Origin of the sequence: Mesorhizobium sp. M0633 (genome assembly GCF_040320645.1) — a bacterium.
Lineage (GTDB): Bacteria > Pseudomonadota > Alphaproteobacteria > Rhizobiales > Rhizobiaceae > Mesorhizobium.
On sequence record NZ_JAMYQC010000043.1, the window covers coordinates 22,179 to 45,410 of the forward strand.

General features: G+C 60.0%; 10 protein-coding genes, 12 pseudogenes and 1 other annotated feature. Of the genes and pseudogenes, 12 read left to right on the plus strand and 10 right to left on the minus strand.

Features of this window, described 5'->3' with window-relative positions; genetic code table 11:
- Positions 1-268 precede the first annotated feature (268 nt).
- Positions 269-562, minus strand: a pseudogene (locus NKI47_RS30570) (integrase core domain-containing protein); the annotation flags it as partial.
- 159 nt (positions 563-721) lie between these two features.
- On the opposite strand from NKI47_RS30570, the pseudogene NKI47_RS30575 reads away from it, so the two are divergent.
- Positions 722-2,013: pseudogene (locus tag NKI47_RS30575) on the plus strand (IS30 family transposase).
- A gap of 7 nt (positions 2,014-2,020) precedes the next feature.
- Here the strand turns inward: NKI47_RS30575 and NKI47_RS30580 are convergent.
- Positions 2,021-2,950, minus strand: a pseudogene (locus NKI47_RS30580) (IS3 family transposase); the annotation flags it as partial.
- Positions 2,551-2,667: a sequence feature (AL1L pseudoknot), on the minus strand. Its footprint overlaps the pseudogene before it by 117 nt.
- A gap of 503 nt (positions 2,951-3,453) precedes the next feature.
- On the opposite strand from NKI47_RS30580, the gene NKI47_RS30585 reads away from it, so the two are divergent.
- A complete protein-coding gene (locus tag NKI47_RS30585) occupies positions 3,454-5,373 on the plus strand; it encodes a potassium transporter Kup (RefSeq protein ID WP_352594798.1) in 1,920 nt (639 codons plus the stop codon).
- A gap of 88 nt (positions 5,374-5,461) precedes the next feature.
- Here the strand turns inward: NKI47_RS30585 and NKI47_RS30590 are convergent.
- From NKI47_RS30590 to NKI47_RS30600, 3 genes and pseudogenes are all read right to left on the minus strand, one after another.
- Positions 5,462-6,177: pseudogene (locus tag NKI47_RS30590) on the minus strand (IS6 family transposase).
- A 50-nt stretch (positions 6,178-6,227) separates the two neighbouring features.
- Positions 6,228-6,388, minus strand: a pseudogene (locus NKI47_RS30595) (DUF1403 family protein); the annotation flags it as partial.
- A gap of 236 nt (positions 6,389-6,624) precedes the next feature.
- On the minus strand, positions 6,625-7,002 hold the full coding sequence (locus tag NKI47_RS30600) for a flagellar export protein FliJ (RefSeq protein ID WP_352480573.1): 378 nt from the start codon (positions 7,000-7,002) through the stop codon (positions 6,625-6,627).
- A 296-nt stretch (positions 7,003-7,298) separates the two neighbouring features.
- On the opposite strand from NKI47_RS30600, the pseudogene NKI47_RS30605 reads away from it, so the two are divergent.
- Positions 7,299-7,604: pseudogene (locus NKI47_RS30605) on the plus strand (IS6 family transposase); the annotation flags it as partial.
- Here the strand turns inward: NKI47_RS30605 and NKI47_RS30610 are convergent.
- A pseudogene (locus NKI47_RS30610) lies at positions 7,603-8,325 on the minus strand (TnsB C-terminal domain-containing protein); the annotation flags it as partial. The pseudogenes NKI47_RS30605 and NKI47_RS30610 overlap by 2 nt on opposite strands.
- A gap of 359 nt (positions 8,326-8,684) precedes the next feature.
- Between NKI47_RS30610 and NKI47_RS30615 the strand changes: the two are divergent.
- Both NKI47_RS30615 and NKI47_RS30620 read left to right on the plus strand, forming a co-directional pair.
- Positions 8,685-12,248: a Ulp1 family isopeptidase gene (locus NKI47_RS30615; RefSeq protein WP_352594800.1), complete on the plus strand. Its 3,564-nt coding sequence runs from the start codon at positions 8,685-8,687 to the stop codon at positions 12,246-12,248.
- Between the two features lie 736 nt (positions 12,249-12,984).
- Positions 12,985-13,288: pseudogene (locus NKI47_RS30620) on the plus strand (type IV secretion system ATPase VirD4); the annotation flags it as partial.
- Positions 13,289-13,295: 7 nt separating this feature from the next.
- Here the strand turns inward: NKI47_RS30620 and NKI47_RS30625 are convergent.
- Positions 13,296-13,538 (minus strand): hypothetical protein, encoded by a 243-nt coding sequence (locus tag NKI47_RS30625; RefSeq protein ID WP_352594802.1) that lies wholly within the window; start codon positions 13,536-13,538, stop codon positions 13,296-13,298.
- 392 nt (positions 13,539-13,930) lie between these two features.
- Here NKI47_RS30625 and NKI47_RS30630 point away from each other — a divergent pair, with 392 nt between their 5' ends.
- Entirely contained in the window at positions 13,931-16,465 is a 2,535-nt protein-coding gene (locus NKI47_RS30630; RefSeq protein ID WP_352594804.1) for a two-component system VirA-like sensor kinase, read from the plus strand.
- Between the two features lie 813 nt (positions 16,466-17,278).
- On the opposite strand, the pseudogene NKI47_RS30635 reads toward NKI47_RS30630, so the two are convergent.
- Positions 17,279-18,023: pseudogene (locus NKI47_RS30635) on the minus strand (oxygen-independent coproporphyrinogen III oxidase); the annotation flags it as partial.
- An 849-nt stretch (positions 18,024-18,872) separates the two neighbouring features.
- Positions 18,873-19,070, minus strand: coding sequence for a hypothetical protein (locus NKI47_RS30640; protein ID WP_352594806.1), 198 nt, complete (start codon positions 19,068-19,070; stop codon positions 18,873-18,875).
- A 149-nt stretch (positions 19,071-19,219) separates the two neighbouring features.
- Between NKI47_RS30640 and NKI47_RS30645 the strand changes: the two genes are divergently transcribed.
- Positions 19,220-19,822 carry a Fic family protein gene (locus NKI47_RS30645; protein WP_352594807.1) on the plus strand — a complete coding sequence of 201 codons (603 nt, stop codon included), beginning with the start codon at positions 19,220-19,222 and terminating at the stop codon, positions 19,820-19,822.
- Positions 19,788-20,099 (plus strand): hypothetical protein, encoded by a 312-nt coding sequence (locus tag NKI47_RS30650; RefSeq protein ID WP_352594809.1) that lies wholly within the window; start codon positions 19,788-19,790, stop codon positions 20,097-20,099. Before NKI47_RS30645 ends, NKI47_RS30650 begins: the two co-directional genes overlap by 35 nt.
- Before the next feature lie 103 nt (positions 20,100-20,202).
- Here NKI47_RS30650 and NKI47_RS30655 read toward each other — a convergent pair whose 3' ends face one another.
- Positions 20,203-20,385: an aminotransferase class III-fold pyridoxal phosphate-dependent enzyme gene (locus NKI47_RS30655; protein WP_502898103.1), complete on the minus strand. Its 183-nt coding sequence runs from the start codon at positions 20,383-20,385 to the stop codon at positions 20,203-20,205.
- Between the two features lie 334 nt (positions 20,386-20,719).
- Here NKI47_RS30655 and NKI47_RS30660 point away from each other — a divergent pair, with 334 nt between their 5' ends.
- The 4 genes and pseudogenes from NKI47_RS30660 to nadC all read left to right on the plus strand — a co-directional run.
- On the plus strand, positions 20,720-20,911 hold the full coding sequence (locus NKI47_RS30660) for a hypothetical protein (protein WP_023679698.1): 192 nt from the start codon (positions 20,720-20,722) through the stop codon (positions 20,909-20,911).
- Positions 20,912-21,103: 192 nt separating this feature from the next.
- Positions 21,104-21,522: pseudogene (locus tag NKI47_RS30665) on the plus strand (carbohydrate kinase family protein); the annotation flags it as partial.
- A 184-nt stretch (positions 21,523-21,706) separates the two neighbouring features.
- Positions 21,707-22,066, plus strand: a pseudogene (locus tag NKI47_RS30670) (transposase); the annotation flags it as partial.
- Positions 22,067-22,401: 335 nt separating this feature from the next.
- A pseudogene (gene nadC / locus NKI47_RS30675) lies at positions 22,402-22,968 on the plus strand (carboxylating nicotinate-nucleotide diphosphorylase); the annotation flags it as partial.
- Positions 22,969-23,232: the final 264 nt, after the last annotated feature.

Here is a 23,232-nt window from a genome sequence, read left to right on the forward strand (position 1 = left end):
CCCCACGCCTTGAGATGATCTTGCAGCTGCGCGTGCCCGTTTGTTATCGCGATCCATTGCTCGCCTCCAAAGTAGTTATTCTACCCAATGAGGGTACCACCGAAGCTTGACCTGCTAAACCGATATGATGTTACAGTTGTAGTATGGCAAAGGGTTCCCAGCTCTGTGGGTCTGCCAAAAGCCCGTCTAAGACGAAGAAAATACGATGAAGTTGGCATCAAATGCGATGTGAACCGCCCCGGGCTTTTCGGAGGCCGTTTCGTTTGAGTCACGCGGCTATGGCTGGTTCATCCAACATGGCGTAGTAGCGTTCCTCGGCTTCGGCCGGCGGGATGTTGCCGATGGGCTCCAGCAGCCGGCGATTGTTGAAGCAGTCGACCCATTCGAGCGTGGCGAACTCGACGGCCTCGAATGAGCGCCAGGGTCCGCGTCGATGGATCACCTCGGCCTTGTAAAGACCGTTCATCGTTTCGGCGAGAGCATTATCGAAAGAGTCGCCGACACTGCCCACCGAGGGTTCGACGCCGGCCTCCGCCAAGCGCTCGGTGTATCGAATGCTGACTATTGGGCGGATTCAACCGGTCGTCGCAACACCAAGGGATTGGAGGTTGCAATGACGGTTCACCAACGCGCTTCAGATCGGTGCACTCGAAAGAAGCTAGATTCGCCCGGGCGTCCGCCTGCCTGACAGCGTGAGAATCGCTTCCGGTTCTGGCAAGCTATTGCCTTGGGACGTTCGAGCGAGGAGGCCGCACTGGATGCCGGTATATCAACGCCTCTTGGTCCGCGCTGGTTTCGGAGTGCAGGAGGGATGCCGCCAACGCATTTGGCGCCGTGGGCAAAGCCGCCTTCGGGGCGATATCCTTCTTTCGGGAGCGCGAGGATATTGCGCTTGAGCTTGCCGGGGAATCGGCATCCGGGCCATTGCGCGTAAGCTAGGTCGGCCGCCGAGCACAATCTCGCGGGAGGTCAGGCGCAATGCCGCGACGCGCAGCGGCAATCTGGATTACCGGACCAGTGCCGCCTGATGGCACGCCGATCGTGCGTCCCGGCGGCCTCCTGGCAAGCTGGCGGTCAATCCGGCTCTGCGTGAATATGTTGCGGAGCGCTTGGCTAGCAAAGTCACCAACCCGCATGGCGCCTCATTCGAGGGCCCCAAGGTGGGTATGGAAAATGCGGAGGGCTGTTCACCGGCAGAGCCGGAGGTGGTCGGCAGCCCTGGAGCCCCGAGCAGATCGCTAAATCGGTCTTCAGATCGATTATCCAGAGGATCAAACCATGCGGATCAGCCACGAGACGATCTATCAGTCCTTGTACATTCAAGGACGCGGAGCATTGCGCCGAGAACTGACCGCATGTCTGCGTTCAGGCCGAGCGTTGCGCGTACCGCGCGAACGGGCCCGAGTGCGCAACAAGCCCTTCATTGGAGACGCCGTTATCATAAGCGACCGTCCGGCCGAAATTGCCGATCGGGCTGTCCCCGGACATTGGGAAGGCGACCTCATCCTTTCGGAAGCTCGGCGATCGGCACGCTCGTGGAACGAAGTTCACGCTTCACAATGCTGCTTCACCTGCCGCGCATGCATGGCTATCAGCAGAGCCTGCGCATCAAGAACGGTCCACCACTTGCCGGCCACGGCGCTGAAGCAGTCCGCAGAGCCATAGCCCGATCCATGGGCAAACTTCCCGAGCAACTGCGTCAGTCGCTGACTTGGGACCATGGAGCGGAAATGGCGCAGCAGCCGACCTGCGCATCGACACCGGGCTCGAGATTTACTTCTGCGATCCCCAAGCCCGTGGCAGCGAGACTCCAACGAAAACACCAACGGCTTGCTGAGACAGTACTTTCCAAAGGGCACGGATCTCAGTCGGCACACAGCCCGGGAACTGGACGCAGTCGCCCATGCTATCAACACAAGACCGCGCAAAACGCTCGGCTGTAAAACACCTGCCGAAGTCCTCGACCAGCTCCTTGGGGGACAGTATGATGCCGGTGTTGCGACGACCGGTTGAATCCGCCTTGGCTGCCTCTATCCCTGTGATGGATGAGCCCGCCTCCCTGCACGGGCCGCCGATCATGGAGCCTGTTCCAGGGCATCGAGAACGAAGGCTGCATGCGCCGTCCGGCTCACCCGCCAGCCGACGATCCGACGGGGCATAGGTGTCGATGACAAAGGCCACATAGACGAAGCCCGTCCAGGTCGCGACGCAGGTGAAGTCGGAGACCCGCAGCATGTTCGGCGCCGGAGCATGGAACTGGCGGTTGACGTGGTCGAGAGGGGAAGGTGCGGCCTTGTCGCTCACCGTAGTGCGGATCGGCTTGCCGCGGACGATGCCTTCGAGGTCCATGGCCTTCATCAAGCGGGCAACCGTGCAGCGGGCGACGTCGAAGCCCTCGCGACGCAACCGCCGCCAGACCTTGCGAACGCCGTAGACGCGGAAGTTCGCCTCAAACCGTCGGACCTCATCCTTCGAGGCTGTATCCCATCTTGCCCGAGCCGACAGCCGGCAGGGGTCGACGCGCTTGGCGACATGGTCGTGGTAGGTCGACGGGGCGATCGGCAGCACCTTGCAGATCGGCTCGACCCCATGCGCCTTGCGGTGATCGTCGATGAACGCGATCGTGGCCTGAACCGGCGGTCGAGCTTCGCCTGGGCAAAATACGCGGAAGCCTTGCGAAGGATCTCGTTGGCCTGGCGAAGCTCACGGCTCTCGCGTTCCAGAGCCTTGAGTTTCGTCGCCACATCCGTAGGCACACCGACTTGCACGCCACTGTCGCGCTCGGCCTTCTTCACCCCTCATGCAGCGTCTGCGCCGTGCAGCCGATCTTGGCGGCGATCGATGAAACCGCCGCCCACCGCGACGTATGCTCGCGTTCGTGATCCAGAACCAGCCGCACCGCGGGGGTCCGGACCTCGGGAGAGAACTTGTTGGTCGCCTTCCTTGTCATGGTTCCACCTTCTCAGGAGTTGGAGCCTCCGATCAACCCGGGGCGGTACACAAGAAGGGTCACGGATCAATCGAGGCGGGAACCCTAGAGAATCAGCCCTCAGAGCCTTTGGTAATAGACCGACCCCTCGCACCTGTTTGGGCTGGGTGTACAAGTCAGGTTTTCATCAGGTTCGACGAGTATGTCTGGCAGTAGAGCGCGACCACTTCCGTGCCCGCCCGCTCGTCTGGCAGACACACACAGGAGAAAGATATGCCGTCAGCTACAAGCAGCGCCATCGTTTCCTGCCGCAGATCATCGCTGATCCGGTCTGGCCCTCCATCAGGTTCCCCTTGAGCCTGTGTCTCGTCGAGGAAATGGCCCGGGAGCGGGATGGTGGTTTCGTATGAGACAATCCGCCGGTGCGGCAACAAATGCGGTCCGCATACGGAGCCATTACGTTGCGGCACTTGATATTGCAGTGCAGCAAAGGTAGAGGGCCGCCCCTTATCGGAGTGTCGTCCATGGTCCTTACCAATACTGGTAGCGAGGCAGAACCCGTCGAACAGTCGAGCCATCCGGCAATCGAACAGCAAAGCCCCAAGGTGCTGATGCTAGGCGCGCTCGGCGTTGTCTATGGCGATATTGGCACCAGCCCGATCTACGCGTTCCGTGAGGCGCTGGTGGCGTCGTCGGGCGGCAATGTCGCCGAGCGCGGCGATATCCTCGGCGTGCTGTCGCTGATCATCTGGTCGCTGACTATTATCGTCACCATCAAGTACATCATGTTCGTGCTGCGCGCCGATAACGGCGGCGAGGGCGGCGTGCTGTCGCTAATGGCGCTAGCGCGCGGCAGTTTCCCCAAGCGGTCGGCGGTGATCCTGGGCATCGGCATCGTCGGCGCCTCGCTGTTTTTCGGCGACGCGGTCATCACGCCCGCGATTTCGGTGCTTTCGGCCGTCGAAGGCATGAACGTCGTCACGCCTGCTTTCCAGCCTTATGTGGTGCCGCTGACCCTGGTCATCCTCGCCATGGTGTTCGCGGTGCAGCGCTTTGGCACGGGTGGGGTGGGATTAGTCTTCGGTCCGGTGACCGCTGTATGGTTCCTGGCGATCGGCCTTTCCGGTCTCAACCAGATCATCGCCGACCCGGAAATCCTGTGGGCGATCAGCCCGCATTACATTGTCGCCTTCCTGATCAATTCGCCCGACGTCGCTTTCGTCACCATCGGCGCCATCTTCCTTGCCGTCACCGGCGCAGAAGCGCTCTATGCCGATCTCGGCCATTTCGGATGCAGGCCCATCGTGGTCGCCTGGCTGTGGATCGTGTTTCCCTGCCTGCTGCTCAACTATGCCGGGCAGGGCGCTTTCGTGCTGGCGAAGAACGGTCACGTCGGCCACCCATTCTTCGAGATGAACGAAGGCTGGACGCTGATCCCGATGGTGGTGCTGGCAACCGCCGCGACGGTTATCGCCAGCCAGGCGGTGATCTCCGGCGCCTTCTCGCTGACCCGGCAGGCGGTGCAGCTCAATATGCTGCCGCGTCTCGAAATCCTGCACACCTCGGAACGGCAGTCGGGCCAGATTTACATGCCACGTGTCAATCTGTTGCTGGCGCTGGCGGTGATGCTGCTGGTGGTCGGTTTCGGCGAATCGAGCAAGCTCGCCTCCGCCTATGGCATCTCGGTGACCGGCAACATGCTGGTGACGACGGTGCTGCTGTTCGTCGTCATGACGCGCATTTGGAAATGGCGCCTGTGGGTGGCGGTCGCCATGACGGCGCTGTTCGCGTTCATCGACATCGGCTTCTTTGCCTCCAACATCGTCAAGGTGTTCGAGGGCGGCTGGGCCTCGCTGGCGGTGGCCTTCACCATCGTTCTGGCAATGTGGACCTGGGTGCGCGGCAGCCGCTATCTCTTCGACAAGACCCGCCGCAACGAAATCCCGCTCGATTTCCTCGCCGGCAATCTGTTGAAGAAGAAGCCGCAGCTGGTGTCCGGCACCGCCGTGTTCCTGACCAGCGATCCGCAAAGCGCGCCGACAGCGCTGATGCACAGCCTGAAGCACTACAAGGTGCTGCACGAGCAGAACGTCATTCTGTCGGTGGTCACCGCACCGCAGCCGCTGGTGCCCGACAGCGAGCGGGTCAAGATGGAGACGGTCAACGAGTTGTTCATGCGGGTGACGCTGACCTTCGGCTATATGGAGCAGCCCAACATTCCGCGCGCGCTGGCGACCTGCCGCAAGCAAGGCTGGAAGTTTGACATCATGACGACATCCTTCTTCCTGTCGAGGCGCTCGCTCAAAGCCTCGCCCAATTCGGGCATGCCGGTGTGGCAGGACAAGCTGTTCATTGGCCTGGCACGCACGGCCGCCGATGCGACCGAATATTTCCAGATCCCGACCGGACGCGTCGTCGAGATCGGAACGCAACTGACGATTTAGGGCATGCTGCGGTTGAGAAGAATCGGTGCTGTCACATTGATTGAGCGGTAAGGAAAATCAGGTAGCAGCGCGCCCGGCACTGTAAGTTTCATCGGCTTGATGCAGCGATAGCTGGCCGGGACGGCTGTGACGCTGTAGCGACACAATGCATGGCGGCGTTACGCAGGTCTCGATGTTGAGCCGATGACAGCGCATTGCAGGGAAAGTGGAGCAGGTCGGCAATCGGATCATGGATGGAAACGAACCGCTGAAGCTGGCGTGCCGACTTGAAGCGTTTCATGATCCTTTCGCGTCGTCGGGTGGGCTGGTGCGAATTTTCCGCTCGATTATTCAGGCCTGTGTGCGACCGGTGTTCGACGCCGGGCATGAGGTCGCGCATGGCGGCATCATAGGATCGGAGCTTGTCGGTGATCATGATCCGTGGTGTCTGCCCTTGAGCCTTCAACCTGTGCATCAGACGCTTTGCCGCCTTGGAATTTCGGCGGCTTTGTACCAGCACTTCGAGGACGAAGCCGTCCTGATCGACGGCACGCCAGAGCCACTGCTTCTTGCCACTGATAGCCACGACACATTCGTCGAGATGCCATTTGTCGCCCATGCAGCCGGCTGACCGTCGCTTGATCTCTCGGGCGAAATTCCGTCCGAATTCGGTCTGATGCGTGACGATGATGCCGCGGGCCGCCAGCATGCCCTCAACCATGCGCAGGCTGAGCGGAAAGCGAAAGTAGAGCCATACCGCGTGCGCAATGATTTCGGGGGAAAGCCGTGGCGACCATAGAGCGGACCACGAGCAACTTCTGACATGGCCCAATGTACGCACATCTTCATAAGCTGTCGGTTGACTTTACGGTGCCGCGCCAAGCGAGCAGCATCCGGCCGGCGGGGCCGACCCCGTCTCCCGGCCGTGAGCAGAACGGCATCGCGCAGGCGCTTCATCCTCGACGCGGCCAGCCTGCTTTGCCGTTACCGCCGCCGCCGAAAGCGCCAGGCGTTGCCGCCAGGCGCCGATCCGCCGGCAGCGGTTCGTCTCCACCGATGATCCGATTGCCAACCAGTTCCACTATCTCCCAATACCTGCGTAACGCCGCTATGCAAATCTGGAACAAAATCGCGTATGTCGCCGCAGCATGACAGCCGTCCCGGCCAGCTATCGCTGCATTAAGACGCTGATATCTTTACACTGCCCGCACGCCTCTCGCGCGCCAACGGCCAGTCGGTGTCGCGAATTGAGGCGCGCTGAAGCCGTCCGGCTCAGCCGATCATGGCGCTTCGGTTGCCGGGTTCGAGGTCGTGGCCTCTGCCGCTGCGCGATTCTAGCATTTGCGCCTTGGAGAGCTCTGCTTCAGCCTCGGCGAGGCATGGCTCGGCTGCGGTTCTCTGCCGCAGAAGGTCCGATTGCGAATTCTTGACGTTGTCACGACGTAGGCGAGCGGCCTTGGCGAACGTCGGATAAGCGAAATGATTGACATCGGAGATGCCGGCCTTCGTTTCCTCGGCGTTTATCTGGAAGTCCAGTTCTCGCGCCATGCGTTCGAAATCGGCAATCATCATGTCTAGCTGGTGCAACTGTCGCCGCTTCTCATTCACCTGAAATTGCTTCAGTCGGACCAGACTACCTCGGGGCTTCATGACTCGGTACTCCGGTACACATTTCGTCCAATTCAAACCGCTCTCTCCCCTTAACGTTAGGCCTACAGCGACTCTCACGTTTTCTGCTGCGAGCGGAAACATATTTTCCAAAATCCTTGCCCGATGGCTATGAGTTCAATGGCATCGACAAGCATGCGAGCGGGGGACTTAAGGGCCGGTAAAAAAAAGGCGGAATAGGGCGATTTTCACAATGTCTGCATATGAACGCGTTGGGACCTGCGGCGGCTTGACACACAAAGCAATCGTCAAGATTTGCGACATGGACGCCGGGGGGCATGAATACGCCCGCCGTCAGCTACACGCCCCCCGATTTCCGCCGCCTATTATCGCCCACGCGGTCTGGCTTTATTTCCGGTTTCCGCTGAGCCTGCGCCTGGTTGAGGAAATGCTGCTGGAACGCGGCATCGTGGTTTCGTATGAGACAAGTCGCCGTTGGGGCATCAAGTTCGGGCCGGACTGCGCTCGCTGCTTGCGCCGCAAGCCGCCGTGCCGGAATGATGTCTGGTACCTGAACGAAGTGGTCGTCACCATCGCCCGGCAAAAAGCTTTGGTTGTGGCGCGCCGTCGACCAGGATGCGTGGCCAACCATGCCTCCTTTGGACACATGGCCTGCGCGAGGCAGAGCGCGACCGACAGCGCCGATGGCTTCTCAAGGGTGAGGCAGAAGCCGAGAATGCAGCGCGTGGCCACGTCGCTAACGATCGTAAGATATGCGCGGCCGATGAAGGTTCCACCACCGTCGACGACCTCAACGAAGTTGATGTCGGTGGGTGTGTGATCGATCTGGCAGACATCCAGCGGGTGCGTGGCATGGATGTAACCCGGCCGCGCCTTGAGCCGTTGAAGATGCTTCGGGTTCGCTGATCTTTTCCTCGCGATCTACTCGGGGCTGAACAGCGAGGGTATGCGACGCGCGACGGTGAGATAGATGGAGTGGCCAGGCCGGCCTCCTCGCAGCGAGCCCGGACCTCGGCCACGACGGGAGCGAGCGGCGGAGCCTCCAGCACGAGCCACTGCGTCTTCACGATGATCTCCTCGATACCCTGGTCAAGGCACTTTTTCCGAGTCCCCTCCCCGTCGCGCAGCAGCGACGTCACGGTCCGGTCGATGCGGTAGCGCGCCAGCAGATTGTAGATCTGGCGGGCGCAGCTCCGCGGCGGCCCGCTCGATCGGCGCCTGACGGGGCCCCGCACCATCGAGGATCTTATCCAGCTCGCGGGCTACACGACGTGCCGCGGACCATGCTTCATCGGAGAGAGATGGGGAAGGAGTTGCTTTTTGGTTGTGTAATCGGTTCGGCAAATGACCAATGAAATCGTTAGCGGAAAATCGGGGCTGTCGTAGCGCTAAAACCTAAACAACACCTAACTTTTCCCTGTTTGAAATCGGGAAGTAAAAGCGACACCGGTAAACCAGCGAGCCATCTCCAATATGTGAATTGTGGATTGCTCCTCGACGGGAGCTGAGGGGCGGCTCCGCAAGCCTTACGACGCTCTTTGCGAGCCGTAGCTGCCGAGCTGGCAAAAGGCCGGGCTACGTCGCGCCAGCGCAATCGGCGCGCAGAAAATTAGGCCTACCCGCTTCGGGACCGCGGACCTCGTCAGCTTCTCGTAAGTATGCCCGAGTAGGTTGCTCAGCTGATCTGTGGACGTGAGGCTAGCGTGAACCGGCACAAATTTGACCTATCCAATGTAACAGCTTGGCGGCAGGTGCAGCCCCCGGCATCTCAAGAGCAAGCGGCACAGGCCGGGCAAGCGGGCTTTGAGCAGCGCTTGGGCGAGGCGCGCCGAGCCGCTGCCCAAATTCCGGCCCCCGGCGTTCCGGCTCTGCCAGACCCGTTCCATCCTCATCCGTCTCAGGGAGACCTGAGCCTCATCGAAGCCGCGGCCCCATGGGAAGCGCAGCCCATGATGCAAGGGAGCGGACAAGAACACGCCGCGGCGCCGTACGCCGGAGGCAGTGGGTCGATGCTAGGTGCCTCGGTGCTGCAGCCGGGTCACTCAACGGCGCGCCATCTTCATGCGCCGGATTCGTCAGTGGTTGATCTGAATCCCGCACCGGTCGAGTTGCGTGACCATGCTCGTTCTGTGCCGGCGGCGGTGCAGCCAGATCCTTCAATAGTGGTCTCCGGTCACGACAAGCGTCCTCTTTATTCCAACGATGCGACTGTTGTCGAAGGGCTGAGGTCAGCACTCTATGCCGGTAAGGTCGGGGAGCGCTCGGTCAAGCGCCATGTAAATGCTCTTCTCGGCTTCGGTCGTTGGCTCTTTGATAATAACAGGCCGGGATTTGCTGCTCGGCTTGACGCGCTGGATCAGGATCTCAAGGAGTACGAGAGCAGGGTCGGCCCCTCGGAGTACGAGAGCAGGCGTGGCCCCTCGGACGTGGCTAGAGCAGTGGGTCGTCTCAAGACGTGGGCGGGCGGAGCGCCAGTGCTGGGCCGCGCTGTCCTGACTCCCGACCCTGCCGACGCCGCGCTCATCAGAAAATACACAGCGGCTCTCATCAAAGAGTACAAGGCAGCGTCTGCGACCGAGCCGAATCCCGCTACCATTCAGACCTATGGATCTGCTCTTAGACGTTTTAGTCAATACCTGGTTGAAAACAACAAGCCGGGGATTGCGGCTCGGCTTCACGAGGGGTCGCTGGATGAAGATGCCAAGCGCTATATGAACTCCGGTGGGATCAGTGCACTAGCTCATCTCCGGAAGTCCGAACTCAGGCGCGAAATTGCCCTTGCTGCTCGTCCGGAAGACGCAGTCGGCATGGAGGCTCGTGCCATTGGGGACGCCGCTGCGCAGCATAGCGGGCCGCAGAAGGCATTGGGTCGGCCAGAGAAGCTCCCTGGGAAAGCTAATGAAGACGGGCGGGTGCTCGGCGCATTGCAATTGCTAGGCGACCAACATATCCAGAGGGATTACCAGCTCCTGGAGCAGGAGTTGCAGGGGAACAATCCAGAACTCGCCGCCCGGACGCGGTTCGTGGATCCCCTCGTAGCCCATTCTCATCTGCGCTTCGGCTCCGAGAGCGACAGGCTAAGCGCATTCCAGCGCATCGTCCATAATCAGAACGGTAACGACACAGCCGACTTCCTGTTCGTGCCAGTGAGCGATGCCGGTACGACTCGTGAGGAGCGCGGCACCCATTGGTCGCTGCTATTCGTTGATCGCCGCGACCGGGCACGGCCGGTTGCCCATCATTATGACTCCGCCGGGGAATACAATAAAGAGCTTGCAAAAGAGTTCGCAAAAAGGCTGGGCGCCCGCCTGGACTCACCCCGCATGGCCCAGCAGAGCAACAGGTGGGATTGCGGAGTCTACGTGGTGGACGGCACGCGGGCGCTGGTTGGGCGATTGCAAAGATGGCAGCCAGATGACCTGAACCTCAACAACCTCGTCGTCAATCGGCAGGCACTACAAGCCCGACTCATGGGTGACGATACATCTGGAACGGCAAATTATCTCACGAACTTTGAACTCATGGACCGACACGCCCGAGAAGCGGTTAAGGAAAGCCCCGTTGGGACGGGGGACGCCGCTGCGCAGCGCAGCGGGCCGCAGGAGACATTCAGTTGGCCGGAGAATCTCCCCCTTGGGGAAGCTAATGAAGACGACGCTGTTGTGGCATCGTCTTTCGTGCCTGGGCACCATCACCAAGCCTCGGATCCCGCAGGGTCCTTTCGTCCCCTGAGCTGGCGCGACGGCGACCAGCGCGCGCTGGACGAGCGGATCGCTGCACAGGACAGGAGCAACCAGCTACCAAGCGAGGAGGTCCTCATCAACCGTGAGCATGATACAGCGGAGTTGAGACCAGCGAAGAGGCAAAGGACCCTGAACAGTCGTCTGCAGGACGTTGCCACTGAGCCGCAGCTGAGCGAGACCGGCAATTCAGGCGCTCGCGTGCTGATGCAGGCCCCCACCCATCAAGTGGGTGCATTGCCATGGGAGGCGCAGCCCATGATGCAAGGGAGCGGACAAGAACACGCCGCGGCGCCGTACGCCGGAGGCAGTGGCGAGCACCTGGCACCGCATACCGGAGGCAGTGGGTCGATGCTGGGTGCCTCGGTGCTGCAGCCGGGTCACTCAACGGCGCGCCATCATCATGCGCCGGATTCGTCAGTGGTTGATCTGAATCCCCCCGCACCGTTCGAGTTGCATGACCATGCTCGTTCTGTGCCGGCGGCGGTGCAGCCAGATCCTCCAATAGTGGTCTCCGGTCACGACCAGCGTCCTCTTTATTCCAACGATGCGACCGTTGTCGAAGGGCTGAGGTCAGCACTCTATGCCGGTAAGGTCCAGGAGAGCACGGTCAAGCGCCATGTAGATTCTCTTCTCGGCTTTGGTCATTGGCTCTTTAAAAACAACAAGCCGGGATTTGCCGCTCGGCTTAACGATTCGTCGCTGGATCCGGATCTCAAGGAGTACCAGCGCAAGAGTGGCTCCTCGGACGTGGCTGGGTCACTAGGTCGTCTCAAGACGTGGGCGGGCGGAGCGCCAGTGCTGGGCCGCGCTGTCCTGAATCCCGACCCTGCCGACGCCGCGCTCATCAGAGAGTACACAGCGGCTCACATCAAAGAGTACAAGGGAGCGCCTGCGACCGGGCCGAATCCCGGTACCATTCAGGTCTATGGGTCTGCTCTTAGACGTTTCAGTCAATGCCTGGTTGAAAACAAAAAGCCGCGGATTGCGGATCGGCTTCACGAGGGGTCGCTGGATGAAGATGCCAAGCGCTATATGAACTCCGCTGGGATCAGTGCACTAGCTCATCTCCGGAAGTTCGCACCCGGGCGCAAAATTGCCCTTGCTGCTCGTCGGGAAGACGCAGTCGGCATGGAGGCTCGTGCCATTGGGGACGCCGCTGCGCAGACCGCGGCACAAGCTCATGGCCACGCAGGAGAGCAGGGACCCATCTCTCGAGCTCAACAAGTCGCGCCAGCGCCGTTTGAACGGCACTTGGGCAAGAAGCGCGAGGCCCAGGACGGACTGACGAGTACACTTGACAGGAGCAACCTCGTGAACAGCGGGGGCGTCATCATAAACAATGAACATTACACAGCGCTGTTGAGACCGGCGAAGAGGCAGAGGACTGATAATCCGCAAAGCCGCGCCATGGGGCGGCAACTGAGCGAAGCAACCACGACGTCCATCAGCCAAGCCTCCGATCAAGCCCGAGCGGACCTAATGGCTTCCTTCAGAAGCAGGGAGCGCTCCGACGCGGGGCGTTGAGCTCCATGGCTGGGGTCAAATCGCCAAACCGACGCAAATTTTCGGACAGGGGAGGCCGCTGAGCCTCATCCGCTTCGATGAGAGCGGCGTCGGCGGGTCTGTCGCAAACTTTTCGGAAAGGTCATTTGCCGCAAAAAATCGCTTGCAAGAGCCAGTATGTCAGCAACCGGGCTCGAACACATCTCAACCGGTGAAAAGGTTCTCGAAGTCCGCGAGGCCCCCGCGGCGGCCATCATCATGTACGCGCTGCGGCACCTCGAAACCGCTTCCCTTGGCGTCGGATCAATCGTGTTGAATCAGCAAGCCTGGCCCCAGGAGGCGGTTTCAGGTGCATGGCGCAGTACTATTCACAAGAGGGTGCGAACGGGGCATAGCGTGCGCACTCGAAGGCGTCAGCGGGAGCGTCAGCTACATAGTCGATAACACGCGCTTTTTACCTCGGTTTCGGCTCGCAACGATGGATTGCTAACGGCGAACTCATGCTGGTCGGCAAGGCGATACTGGCGGGAGCATCAACTCGGCCGACGAGAGTGGCCACACCATCCTAGACAGGATCGGCCGATATGCCCGGCATCGCCGCTCTGCAAAAAGCACAGCGGGCATCCAGACGTTGCCGGGTTGACTATGGGTGTCCGAACCGCGAAAAGAGGCCGCTCTTTCTGAGTGGCGTGCGCCGGCAGTCTAACCCCAAGCCCCCCGCCCGGGCTCCCGGCGCGCTTCTAGGAACATCGAGGTAGATGACGAGACTCCGAACTACATTTCCAAAGCTATCGGTGGAGTCACATTTCAAGCCCAATCGATTTCCTACAGCCAGGCGTTGCGGCTGCTCAATGACGAGTAATCTCATCAAGGTCTGCCACCATTAAAATTGAGGAAGGTGCGATATTTTTCGGATCGCATTATGAAACGCATCTTTGAAAGCCAGACAGGCGCCCTCCCGGAGCCGACGCCCTTGACGAAAGCAGACGGGGGGCTCTCCACAGAATCAACTCGATGAGCCGCTGCGTGGATTGGCGCAGGACTTTGCCGATACAGTTTGATGTGAGGCTAGGTATGGACCCGCGAAATAGTAATCCATCCCGTGTAACAGCTTTGTCGCAGGTGCAGGACGCCGGCTTGGAAGACGGGCAAGCGGTCCAGGCCCGGCGAGTGGGTTTTGAGCAACACGTGTCCGAGGCGCTCCGGCCGCTGTTCGATGGTCGAGCTGACGAGCCGCCTACCGGTCCAGAGGAGCTTCTGCGACTGGAACAGGGGTTTCGCGAGGTGCTTCAGCGAGGGCAGGATCATCAAGCCGCCTCGTCTTTTTTCAGCGATCCAAGGATGCCCGCTGGACGGGATGACCCCAAGGGAAGCGTGTCGGACGCTTTCGCAGCAGCCGGCTCTAGGCACGCCGGAGTTGAGGCCGCCGCCTCGCCAGTGTTAGCTGCCAGCCAACAGCAGATCCGGCCCTCGCCAGTTGCGTTTGACCGACCGGTATCATCCTCGGCTGCTGCAGGCGTGCGCTTTTATGCCCCTTCGATGATCTCTCGGAAGACCAGTTCCGAAAACTGCGATCAGTTGCCCGCCTTGTGCTGCCGCCTCGCCGTCGAGGTCGAAACGCCCGCGAATCAATGGAAGGTCAGCGGGCCGTGGGGGCAGAGTGCAACGGTGTCTACACCGCCTATTTGAGGGGAGAGGTACACTTGGCTTTCCTGTTCCAGCAGCATCCGGCCGCACACCGACGCGATGGGGAGCTAGAATTCAAATCGGACCTTCGCAAGGCACGCACCGCGGATCAAACGCCGTTCGTTTGGGAAAAATGGCTCAGTACCGACAAAGCTTCTGTAATGGCCCTAGTGGCCTCGGTTGCACTCTTGGTCGCGATACAGTGGCAAGACCCCCAGATCAACGAGGCGGTCCTAAGCGAACTGCGGACGATTCAGATCAACTACGCATTGCTCCAGCGAGACGTCGCCCGCGCCGACATGGTATTGGACTTCCGTTCCGTTGCTTCTACCGGGCAAGCATTAAAAAGGAACCTTCAAAACTACCAACGCCTTGTTGAGATTTCGCCCAATGAGAGCTCCGGGGTGCACTCCAGGTTGCTTGCACAGCTCAAAAAGTCCCTCGAAAACACAGAAGCTGCCATCTCGGCCTCGGCCGCGCAAAATGAGCTTCTGCAAAGCTCTCTCGTGCGCTTTGCTCGCTCGGCTAATCGCCTTCGGGGGGGAGTGTCGAACAGGCCTGAATTTTCCAATCTGATCCTTCAATTTTCGGCCAGACCGGGATTCAGCCTCGCATTACAAATCGATCAGTCTCTCGGCCGACTTCCTCCTAGCCAGGACCAAGTCACGGAGGATGTGGCCCGCGAGGGCCGCGCTATCCTGTCCTCAATGTTGAGGTTGGACCGCGCTGTCAATCGAATCCCATCCTTCGACACGTTCGCCAAGGCTGCCGAATTGGAGCGAGAACATCTGAAAGCCTACAGCTTCGCCAGCGCGCAAGCGCAGCGTACACGACTTTTCTTTGGCTTGGTGTCCATATGCCTCTGCTTGTTTGCGACCATTCGAGCCTCCACGCTGCATGTGCGGACGAACCGGTTGGAAAGGCGGTTAGAGCTTGAAGCGGCAATGAGTGAGATCGAAGCTTGCTTCATCGACAGTCAAGCAACGAAGGCTTCGCGGCGCTTCTCCACCGAAGCAGCGCTTAGACTCATTCAATGCGTTTTCGATGCGGATCAATGCGCGCTTGCTCTGGTGGATCCGAGTATCAGCAGGAATACCGAGTACTTTGTCGCGAACAAGCGCATGCGCGTCTGGAACGCCACGCTAATCCATGAAGTCGTCTCACTTGTACACCCGGAACAGCCAGTGTTTCGCGTCGTTCCGGCGTCGGAAGTGGTTCGGACTGCCGTAGGCACTACCGGTGTTTGTCAAATTATTGGGTGCAGGGCCTCCGATCAGCAGGCTGCGGTTTGTATCCTTGTTTTTGAAGGAGATCGCTCACCACCCTCCACAGACGACCTCCTGGTTCTGGCGAGCGCTACTGTGCGTTTAGGCAACCATCTTGAAATGCAACGTGTACACACGGAACGTAACCTTTTTGAGAGTCGATGGGAGCATGCGGAAAGGCTGACGGCTGTCGGCACAATCGCAAGCGGCGTTACACATGAATTCAATAATGTTCTAGGAGCAATAGTCGGCTACGCAGAGATGGCTAAAGGTCTTGTGCGCCGCCCCTCGAGAATTCGGGGCCACATCGGCCAAATTATCTTGGCCAGCAACCGAGCCAAGCTGATTATTGATCAAATTTTGTCACTAAGCCGAAATCGGAAGCGCGTGACGATGCCTTTCGACGTCTCGGAGAGTGTAATGGATCTCGCGCCATTGCTGCGGGTTACACTTCGTGCGGATGTTCAGTTGAACTTCAAGATCAACGAGTGGCAAACGGTGATCGAGGGCAGCCCGACCGAGATACAGCAGATCCTTATGAATCTATGCAAGAACGCGTCGGAGGCTCTTTTGAATGAGGGCCGTGTCGAGATTAGCGTTTCTCGCGCTCACGTCTGTCAAACGAAGCCCGTGGCTAAGGGCACCTTGAAACCGGGAGATTACGTTCTCCTCTCCATCAGCGACGATGGCCAAGGAATCGCAAGTTCGGTGCTTCCGCATATCTTTGAGCCCTTTTTTACCACGCGCTCTCGCGTCGGCGGGACCGGACTGGGTCTTGCTGCAGTGGACCGCCATGTGAGCGCGCTCGCAGGATGCCTTGACGTCACCTCGGCTGTTGGCCGAGGTACACGCTTCGATCTCTACTTACCGGCCTGCGCTGAGGAGCAGGTCAGAGCTGATAGCGCTTCCGGTCCATACGATGGATCACTTGGCAATGGAGAAATCATTGCAGTCGTGGAGCCCGATCCAGCAGCGTTGGAGATCTACAACGATAAGATCGCCGCGCTTGGTTATAAGCCTGTCGGCTTCGCGACCTTCGAAAGTCTTTGCGACTGGATCGAGAGCGGGAAGGCAGCCGACCTCCTAATTTTCGATAAAGCGACTTTCCTCGGGCCAGGACAGCCCGAAGCCGTACGTACCACCCTGATGACGGTGCCCATCATCGTCGTTGGTGGAAGCGACCCTATGCCGATCACATCTGGTAATCAGACCTTCGTCCTTTGGCTAGCCAAACCGGTCTCGTCCAGGACGATGGAGCATGCAATTCGTAGGATGATAATGGCATGATGCCGCCGACGCGCTCAGGATACCGAGCTACCGAGGCAGTCGGAGGCGGAGCCGGCTGGGATCCAGCAAATACAAGAGCGTCGGACGATCTCTGCGCACCCGGCTCATGGCGAGTTCCCCTCGAACACTGTCGTCGGCTTCCGCCCAAGGAAGGGCTCCCCGACCACGGCAAACCTGCCGCCGTGCTCGTGACCGTCAAGGACAAGTCGCCGCTCGATGGGGTCTGCGGGCCTCCATGCTTGACAAGTCACTGCGCGCTGGCGGCGACAGGCGACGGGTAATATAAGGTCGGGACGAGGAGATGGTCGCCAATCGGTCACGCAAGATGGTTGACGAAATGACTCGAGAGCAAAGCTTGACAATCATCGCCCCATTCACGCCAGACTTCTCCTGTGCGTTCATCATCGGCTACGGCTCCTCGCCTGCCCCGACAAGGCTATCGCCGCCCGGCCGGGCAAGCGATATCCCAGGTTCCGACGTGTTCCTTTCATGCTTGATGGACCTAGGCCCCGGCAGGGCGGGAGCATGAGGCTGGGTTCTCGGTCGCGGATCTATGAGGCAAGCACGGGGTAAGCGACGGCTCGACCCACCATTGGGAAGGCCGGCTTCGGCACGGAGGTGCGGCCTCGGCGTTGAGAGGCATCGGATCGGGTGTAGCAGGACTTTCGAACTAACTGCCGACAACACACTGGATAGGCTGTTCTCGTCGTTCGGTCCAGTTCACCAACGCCTATGTCGACATTTTACGGCGCTCTACTAACCGGGCACCGCACGATGGCAGCTCGTTCTCTCCGGCAAAAGATACTCCCGGTGTTAGCTTCCATGTGTGTGCTTGCCCTCACCTGCGGGATACGGAAGGCCATCCCTAAAAGCATCGAATGCGGCAGCGACAGCGCGAATCCCAAAGCGATGCTCCCGCCGTACGCGGACAAAACCGTTTTCGAAGTCCACTATTCCGTCCTTGGCCAGCATCGCCAAACGCTCATCTGAACCGCGAAGACGGATCAAATCAGATCCGTGGGCGACACAGATTGCCGGCACGTCAGCCTCGAAATCGCACATTAATCGCTCGATGATTGCGGCTCGCACGCGGTCGTCGTCTGTGAGGCGATGGCCCTTCGATGTCGCCAGTCGGCCAGCTGCGATGTGCCGGATGTAGAAATCCCGTGTAACTTCGTTTTGAACGTACCCTTGGCCGATGCGGCCGATAGCCGACGCGCCGAAACCGATCAGGGTTCTGCAGGTATCGGCAGAGTAGCCCAACGAGTTACGTCGCAGGCGACCTGTTTCCTGTGCCAGCGCGAGCTCGTCGTGTGGCAAGGCGAAATGGTCGAGCCCGATCGATCTCTCGGTAGCCGGCGGCAACCAGCGTCACGGCGACAGCCGCATGCTGTTCAGCGCGGGCAGCGCTGTGGGGAAGAAATTCCGCCTCGATGAGGCGCTGGTTCTTTATTTGGGATGGGATATGCGAGTAGCCGAACAAGGCAAGCCGGTCGGGGCGCATGGCGACCGCTGCCCTCGCCGTCTCGACCCACGACACCACCGTTTGACGCGGCAGGCGTCCCATGGTGATAACAAACCACCTTGCCGCTGAGCTCGCCTGTGTCTTTGCGTTATGCCAGTCCGTTCCGCTTAGATGTCTTGGCTGTTCCCGCCGAGACCTCACGCGCACCGTTTTATGCCCACCATCCCTCCCCGTCAGCTCCGCCTGGGAAATTCTGCCAGCTTGCCGGATCCGACGAGATAATGCAGCGCTGGGACGGACTTTGCTCGCCAGCTAGCGACCGTGGTGATCTCTGCCAAAAGGACGAGGCCATGAACGCGATCGGCGCTAACGGTGGCGGTTTGTATAAGCCTTGGGGTGGGAACTGGGCCTTCTATGCTGGCGCCACATACAAGCTCAACGAGACAACTTCGTTCTACCTTCGGCTCTCCCGGTGACCAGCTCTCAGTAGCGTCGCGGCAAACGTTGCCTATGGGCTTCTTTTCGATTTCACAGCCACGGCGACTCCAAACTCAGCAGTCGGCAAGATGGAAGCTTCCAACGGGAACTGCCCAATGCGAACAAGAAGAGCAGTGTCGGCAGTAATCCTGCGCCTCGAACGCTCATCCTAACGCCGTGAAGCGTTGAGCTCCGAGGTTGAGCAGACCAAGCCCGCAACACGCTCCAAGAGAACGGCGCATAGAAGCCATACGAGATTGCAGCCTAGCCTCGGGGCCGGACGTTGTTTCATATCAGACCGGTGGGGATGAAGCCTGCCATCCAGCACCCGGTCAGTTTCAGGTCAAACTTGAACTCCCAGTCGGGTCAGAACGCGATCAACTGGCAGTCCGGGCACTTAAAAATGACAAATGGATCGCCTGCTTTTGGGCCATCCATGGGGAATTCGGGCGCGAGAGAACAAGCTCACACAGCATAAGCGAAGCTCCAGGCGAATCTTGCGCTGGCCGAGGCAGAACCATTCACCTCGAACCTGTCTGAGCCCGGCCGATCGTCATAGATCGGCCAAAGCATCGGCCAGATGGCTCCCTCAATTACGGTTTGTGCATAGTTGTCAGTGCGATAGGCCTGCCGAACATCGGCCATGATCATAATCGGCAGCATCGATTTGTGTCCAAGCTTGGCAGCGGTGGCAGTGCCGAGGCCCGCAAGTCCGCATGCCGACGATCGGCCAGAAGATCGGCCAAACAATCTGGTCAACTGAAAATTAATGTTTATAATCGCGCATTTGGCGGAACCCAAGATCGGCCAATATGGAAGAGAGCGTACAGCGCATCGAACCGGCACGCCTACCCGATGTATCCGAAACTATCTCGGATGCGCTGGTAGAGCTGTCGGCGACGTCGGCTGTTTTGGGCAAAAGCCTGCACTCGCGTACCGCAGCCAACCTCGCCGATCTCGTGCGCATCATGAACACCTACTACAGCAACCTGATCGAAGGCCACGATACGCGCCCGCGCGACATCGAACGGGCGCTGGTCGGAAACTTCGATCGAGACGAGAACCGCCGCAATCTGCAGCTCGAGGCGGCCGCGCACGTTCGCCTGCAAGCCGAGATCGACCGCCTGGCTGCCGATGGGCAGTTGCCGGAACCGGCATCGGTAGGTTTTCTTCGATGGCTGCACGCGGAATTCTATCGCGATGCCGAAGCGCCCATGCTGACCATCAAGGGTGCCGACCGTGAGTTCGTCATGGCGCCAGGTGAGTGGCGATCTGATGAGCCACGCCATGGCCCATCAGGCCGGGATCGCCGCGCACGGGCTGTGGTCGATCTCACGAGGCTTGGCACGTGGCGTGAAAAGCCGAATGGATTACAAGAGCATGATGGATCATGCCGATATGCCCCGCCAGGGTGATCTCGACGGACGTGGCAACCTCTCCGAACGCGCGCTCGGCGATTTTACCTTATGGTTCCTGCAGGCGTGTATCGATCAGGTGAGCTTCATGACCGGACTGTTCGATCTCGACACGTTGGCCAAGCGGCTGTATCGCCATGTGGAGCGCAGTGGTCTGAAGCCCGAAGCCGGCCGCCTCATGGAGGAAGCGCTCACGCGCGGTGAGTTTGACCGCGCGAGGCATCCCGTATTAGCGGACTACCCGAACGTACGGCGCGTCGACTGTTCAATGACGTAATCGCGCTCGGACTATTGGCGTCGGAAACGCCAAAGGGCCCAGTGTCCCTACGCTTTCCGGCGGACGCTCTGGACGCGCTGTTTCCGAAGCTTTTTCCGGAAACCTAAAAGCATAGGGCGCTCACGATCTTAAGCCACTTCTCCTCGGAACCGGAAAGATTGTCGCCGGATCGCCCGAAGCCGCAGACCACCTCGTCGGACAGCATGAGGATGTCGTATTTGCGCAGCACCGCCTGAACCTTTGGAAAATAATCCTCCTGTGGCACCAGCATGCCGCCGGCGCCCATGATCGGCTCGGCGAGCGGATCAGGGCGTCGAGTTCCTGGGCCAGGCGCGTTGTGCGCGCGGCCCGGCAGACCATCCAGATAGTGAAATGGCCGCCGTGAATATGACGGGAAGCGGCGGCAGGTTGAAGGACTTGTGCATGTGCGGCAGGCCACTCAGCGCCGCGCCCGTGAGCGCCAGCGAGTGGTCGTCGGCGGGCTCGATGGCGCTATCAGGTCGGGGACTCGACCTCTATGATCATCACCGATTTAATTCAAATTTGTCTGTATATATTGACGATTGCACTACCTTCACCTCGTAAACGGCAATGCGGGCGGATAGAGAGGGTTCTATGATATGACAAGCGATTTTTCAGCCGCCCGAGGGCATTTAGATCGAGCGTATGACTACCTTTGTGGGGATGACCCGATGAGTCAAAGGGGCCGCGAAGCCTTGGATCTGCTAATTGAGGCGGTTGCCGTCGAAGAGTTCAAGCAGCCACGCCAAAGCGCGGAGGTGCTAAGGTTTCCGATCGGGCGCCGCTGCTGAGGTAATTTCCACGGCCGCCATGTAGCCTCAGGTGGCAGGGACTCGCCGCCCCGTGAGGGCCGGGAACGAACGCATTGGCAAAAGGAAAGCCCACTTGCCAGACCCGCGCCCGGCCGGCGTGGTAAGAAGGCCGGCGGGTTCCCAAGCGGAGACATTGACGCCGGACTATGACGTTCTTTGCATCGGCAATGCAGCGCCGGCAACACCGCCGCCGGCGTAGGCAGCTTCGGCGGGCGCGCCGCCGAACGACACGCTCGGCGAGATCTACGCCCACGACATCCACGCCCAGGGCGTCGCCTTCGACACCGAACCGCTAGTGGGACAACCACCGACGGCATGCTCGATGATCTTCGTCACACCCGATGGCGAGCGCTTATCTCGGCGCCTGCTTCGAACTCGGCCCCGACGATGTCGAACGGGACAAGGCTTCGGGCACCAAGGTCACTTATTTCGAGGGCTATCTGGGGGACCCGCCGCGCGCCAAGCAAGCGATCCGGCAGACCGCGCGGCTGGCGCATGCCGCTGGGCGCGAAGTGTCGATGACGCTGTCGTATTCGTTTTGCGTCGACCCCTACCGCGACGAGTTCGTCGAGCTGATCCGCTCCGGCACGGCAGCAGCAGGTCGTCTGGATCGCCGGGACTATCCGGGTGAGTACGTCGGGTTAGTGTGCTGAGAGTTCTGCAAATTCGCTGAGAGGGGGCGGTCATGGCAGGCTGGTGATTGTTCACGTCACCTGATTCCCGCGAAGGAACGCCACCCATGACCAAGACTGAAGTTAAGACCGCCAGCGCTGCCGTCAAAGCAAGGGCGTCGAGTTGGTCGTGTCCGACGATCACGCCGGCCTGGTGGCAGCGATCGGCGAGGTGATCCCCGAAGCCGCCTGGCAACGCTGCTACGTGCACTTCCTCAAGAACGCGCTCGATCATCTGCCGAGGAACCACGGCGACGACTGCCTGCAGGAATTGCGCTGGCTCTACGACCGGCGCGATCTCGCAGACGCCAGGGCTGATCTTGCCGCATGGCTTGCCAAATGGTCGGCCCGCTATCCGCGCCTGACAGGCTGGGCCGAGGATGCCATCGAACAAACCCTGACCTTCTTCAGGCTGCCGAGACAGCACCACAAGCATCTCAAATCCACGGATGACATCGACAAGCCTGATTTCGACTTTTTCGATTCCTGTCGCGTTTCTTTGTTCGGCTCAGGTGAGCCTGTTTCTTCGTCCCGGCCCACAGGATTTCCCATGCGAGCGTGTCGAGACGCAGTCAAGGCTGGCCGGTGCGATGGCGCCGCGTCCGGCTGCGAGGTTTCCAGGCCACGCCTTGACGGCGTCGAGCACGGCGCCATTCTGGAGCGGACCGAGGGCGTCGGTCGTGCCGCCAGATTTCCTTGTGCTATATTTGTCCGGCACGGACGACCACGTGGCAAAGAGTGGTGCGAGAGGATGAGAGTGCCGCCACGCAGCCGTTATAGTCGTTCCTCGTTTGTGGCGCCATTCTCACAGCCGAAAGGACGGCACTCAATTTTTTGTGCCATCTGAGCGGCATCGCCACAGCAACGGCATCGATCGTCGCTGCGGTTCGTGGATATGGCGCGAAGATCGTCTGCACCCGCAAGACGACGCCCGGATTGCGGGCAGTCGAAAAGTATGCCGTGCGCGCAGGTGGCGGGTCCAATCACCGCTTCGGCCTCGACGATGCAATTTTGATCAAGGACAACCACATCGCCATCGCAGGCGGCGTCCGGCCAGCGCTCGAGCGAGCACGAAGAGCGGCCGGTCATCTCGTCAAGATCGAAGTCGAGGTCGATACTCTGGCCCAGTTGGAGGAGGTACTTGGCTTTGCTCCCGATGCGGTTCTGCTCGACAACATGTCCCTCCCCGATCTTCGCCGCGCCGTCGCAATGGTCGGTGGCCGCGCTATCACCGAGGCTTCTGGCGGGATCACGTCGCATACAGCGCGAGCGGTTGCCGCGACCGGCGTTGATCTGATTTCGGTCGGCCGACTCATCCACAGCGCGCCGATCCTGGATATCGGCCTCGACCATCGGGGCTCATGATTGTCTGAGTAACGAACAGGATCGGGTCAACTGTCCTTTCCGATCATCATAGTCTGATAGCAAAGACCCGCAAGACAGACCGAAGGAACAGCATGGAGATGCAAACGGCAAGTTCAACGCAGACATCGCCACAGGCTCAATCCCCTGCCCCCCCTGACCCTCTAGGCGATTCACACATTTCGAAGCGCCCATCCATGGGCGATGGACAGGAAGTGCTGCAATCCGTGTCGGAAGGTGATGGGTCCTGGGGCTTTGGACTTTGGA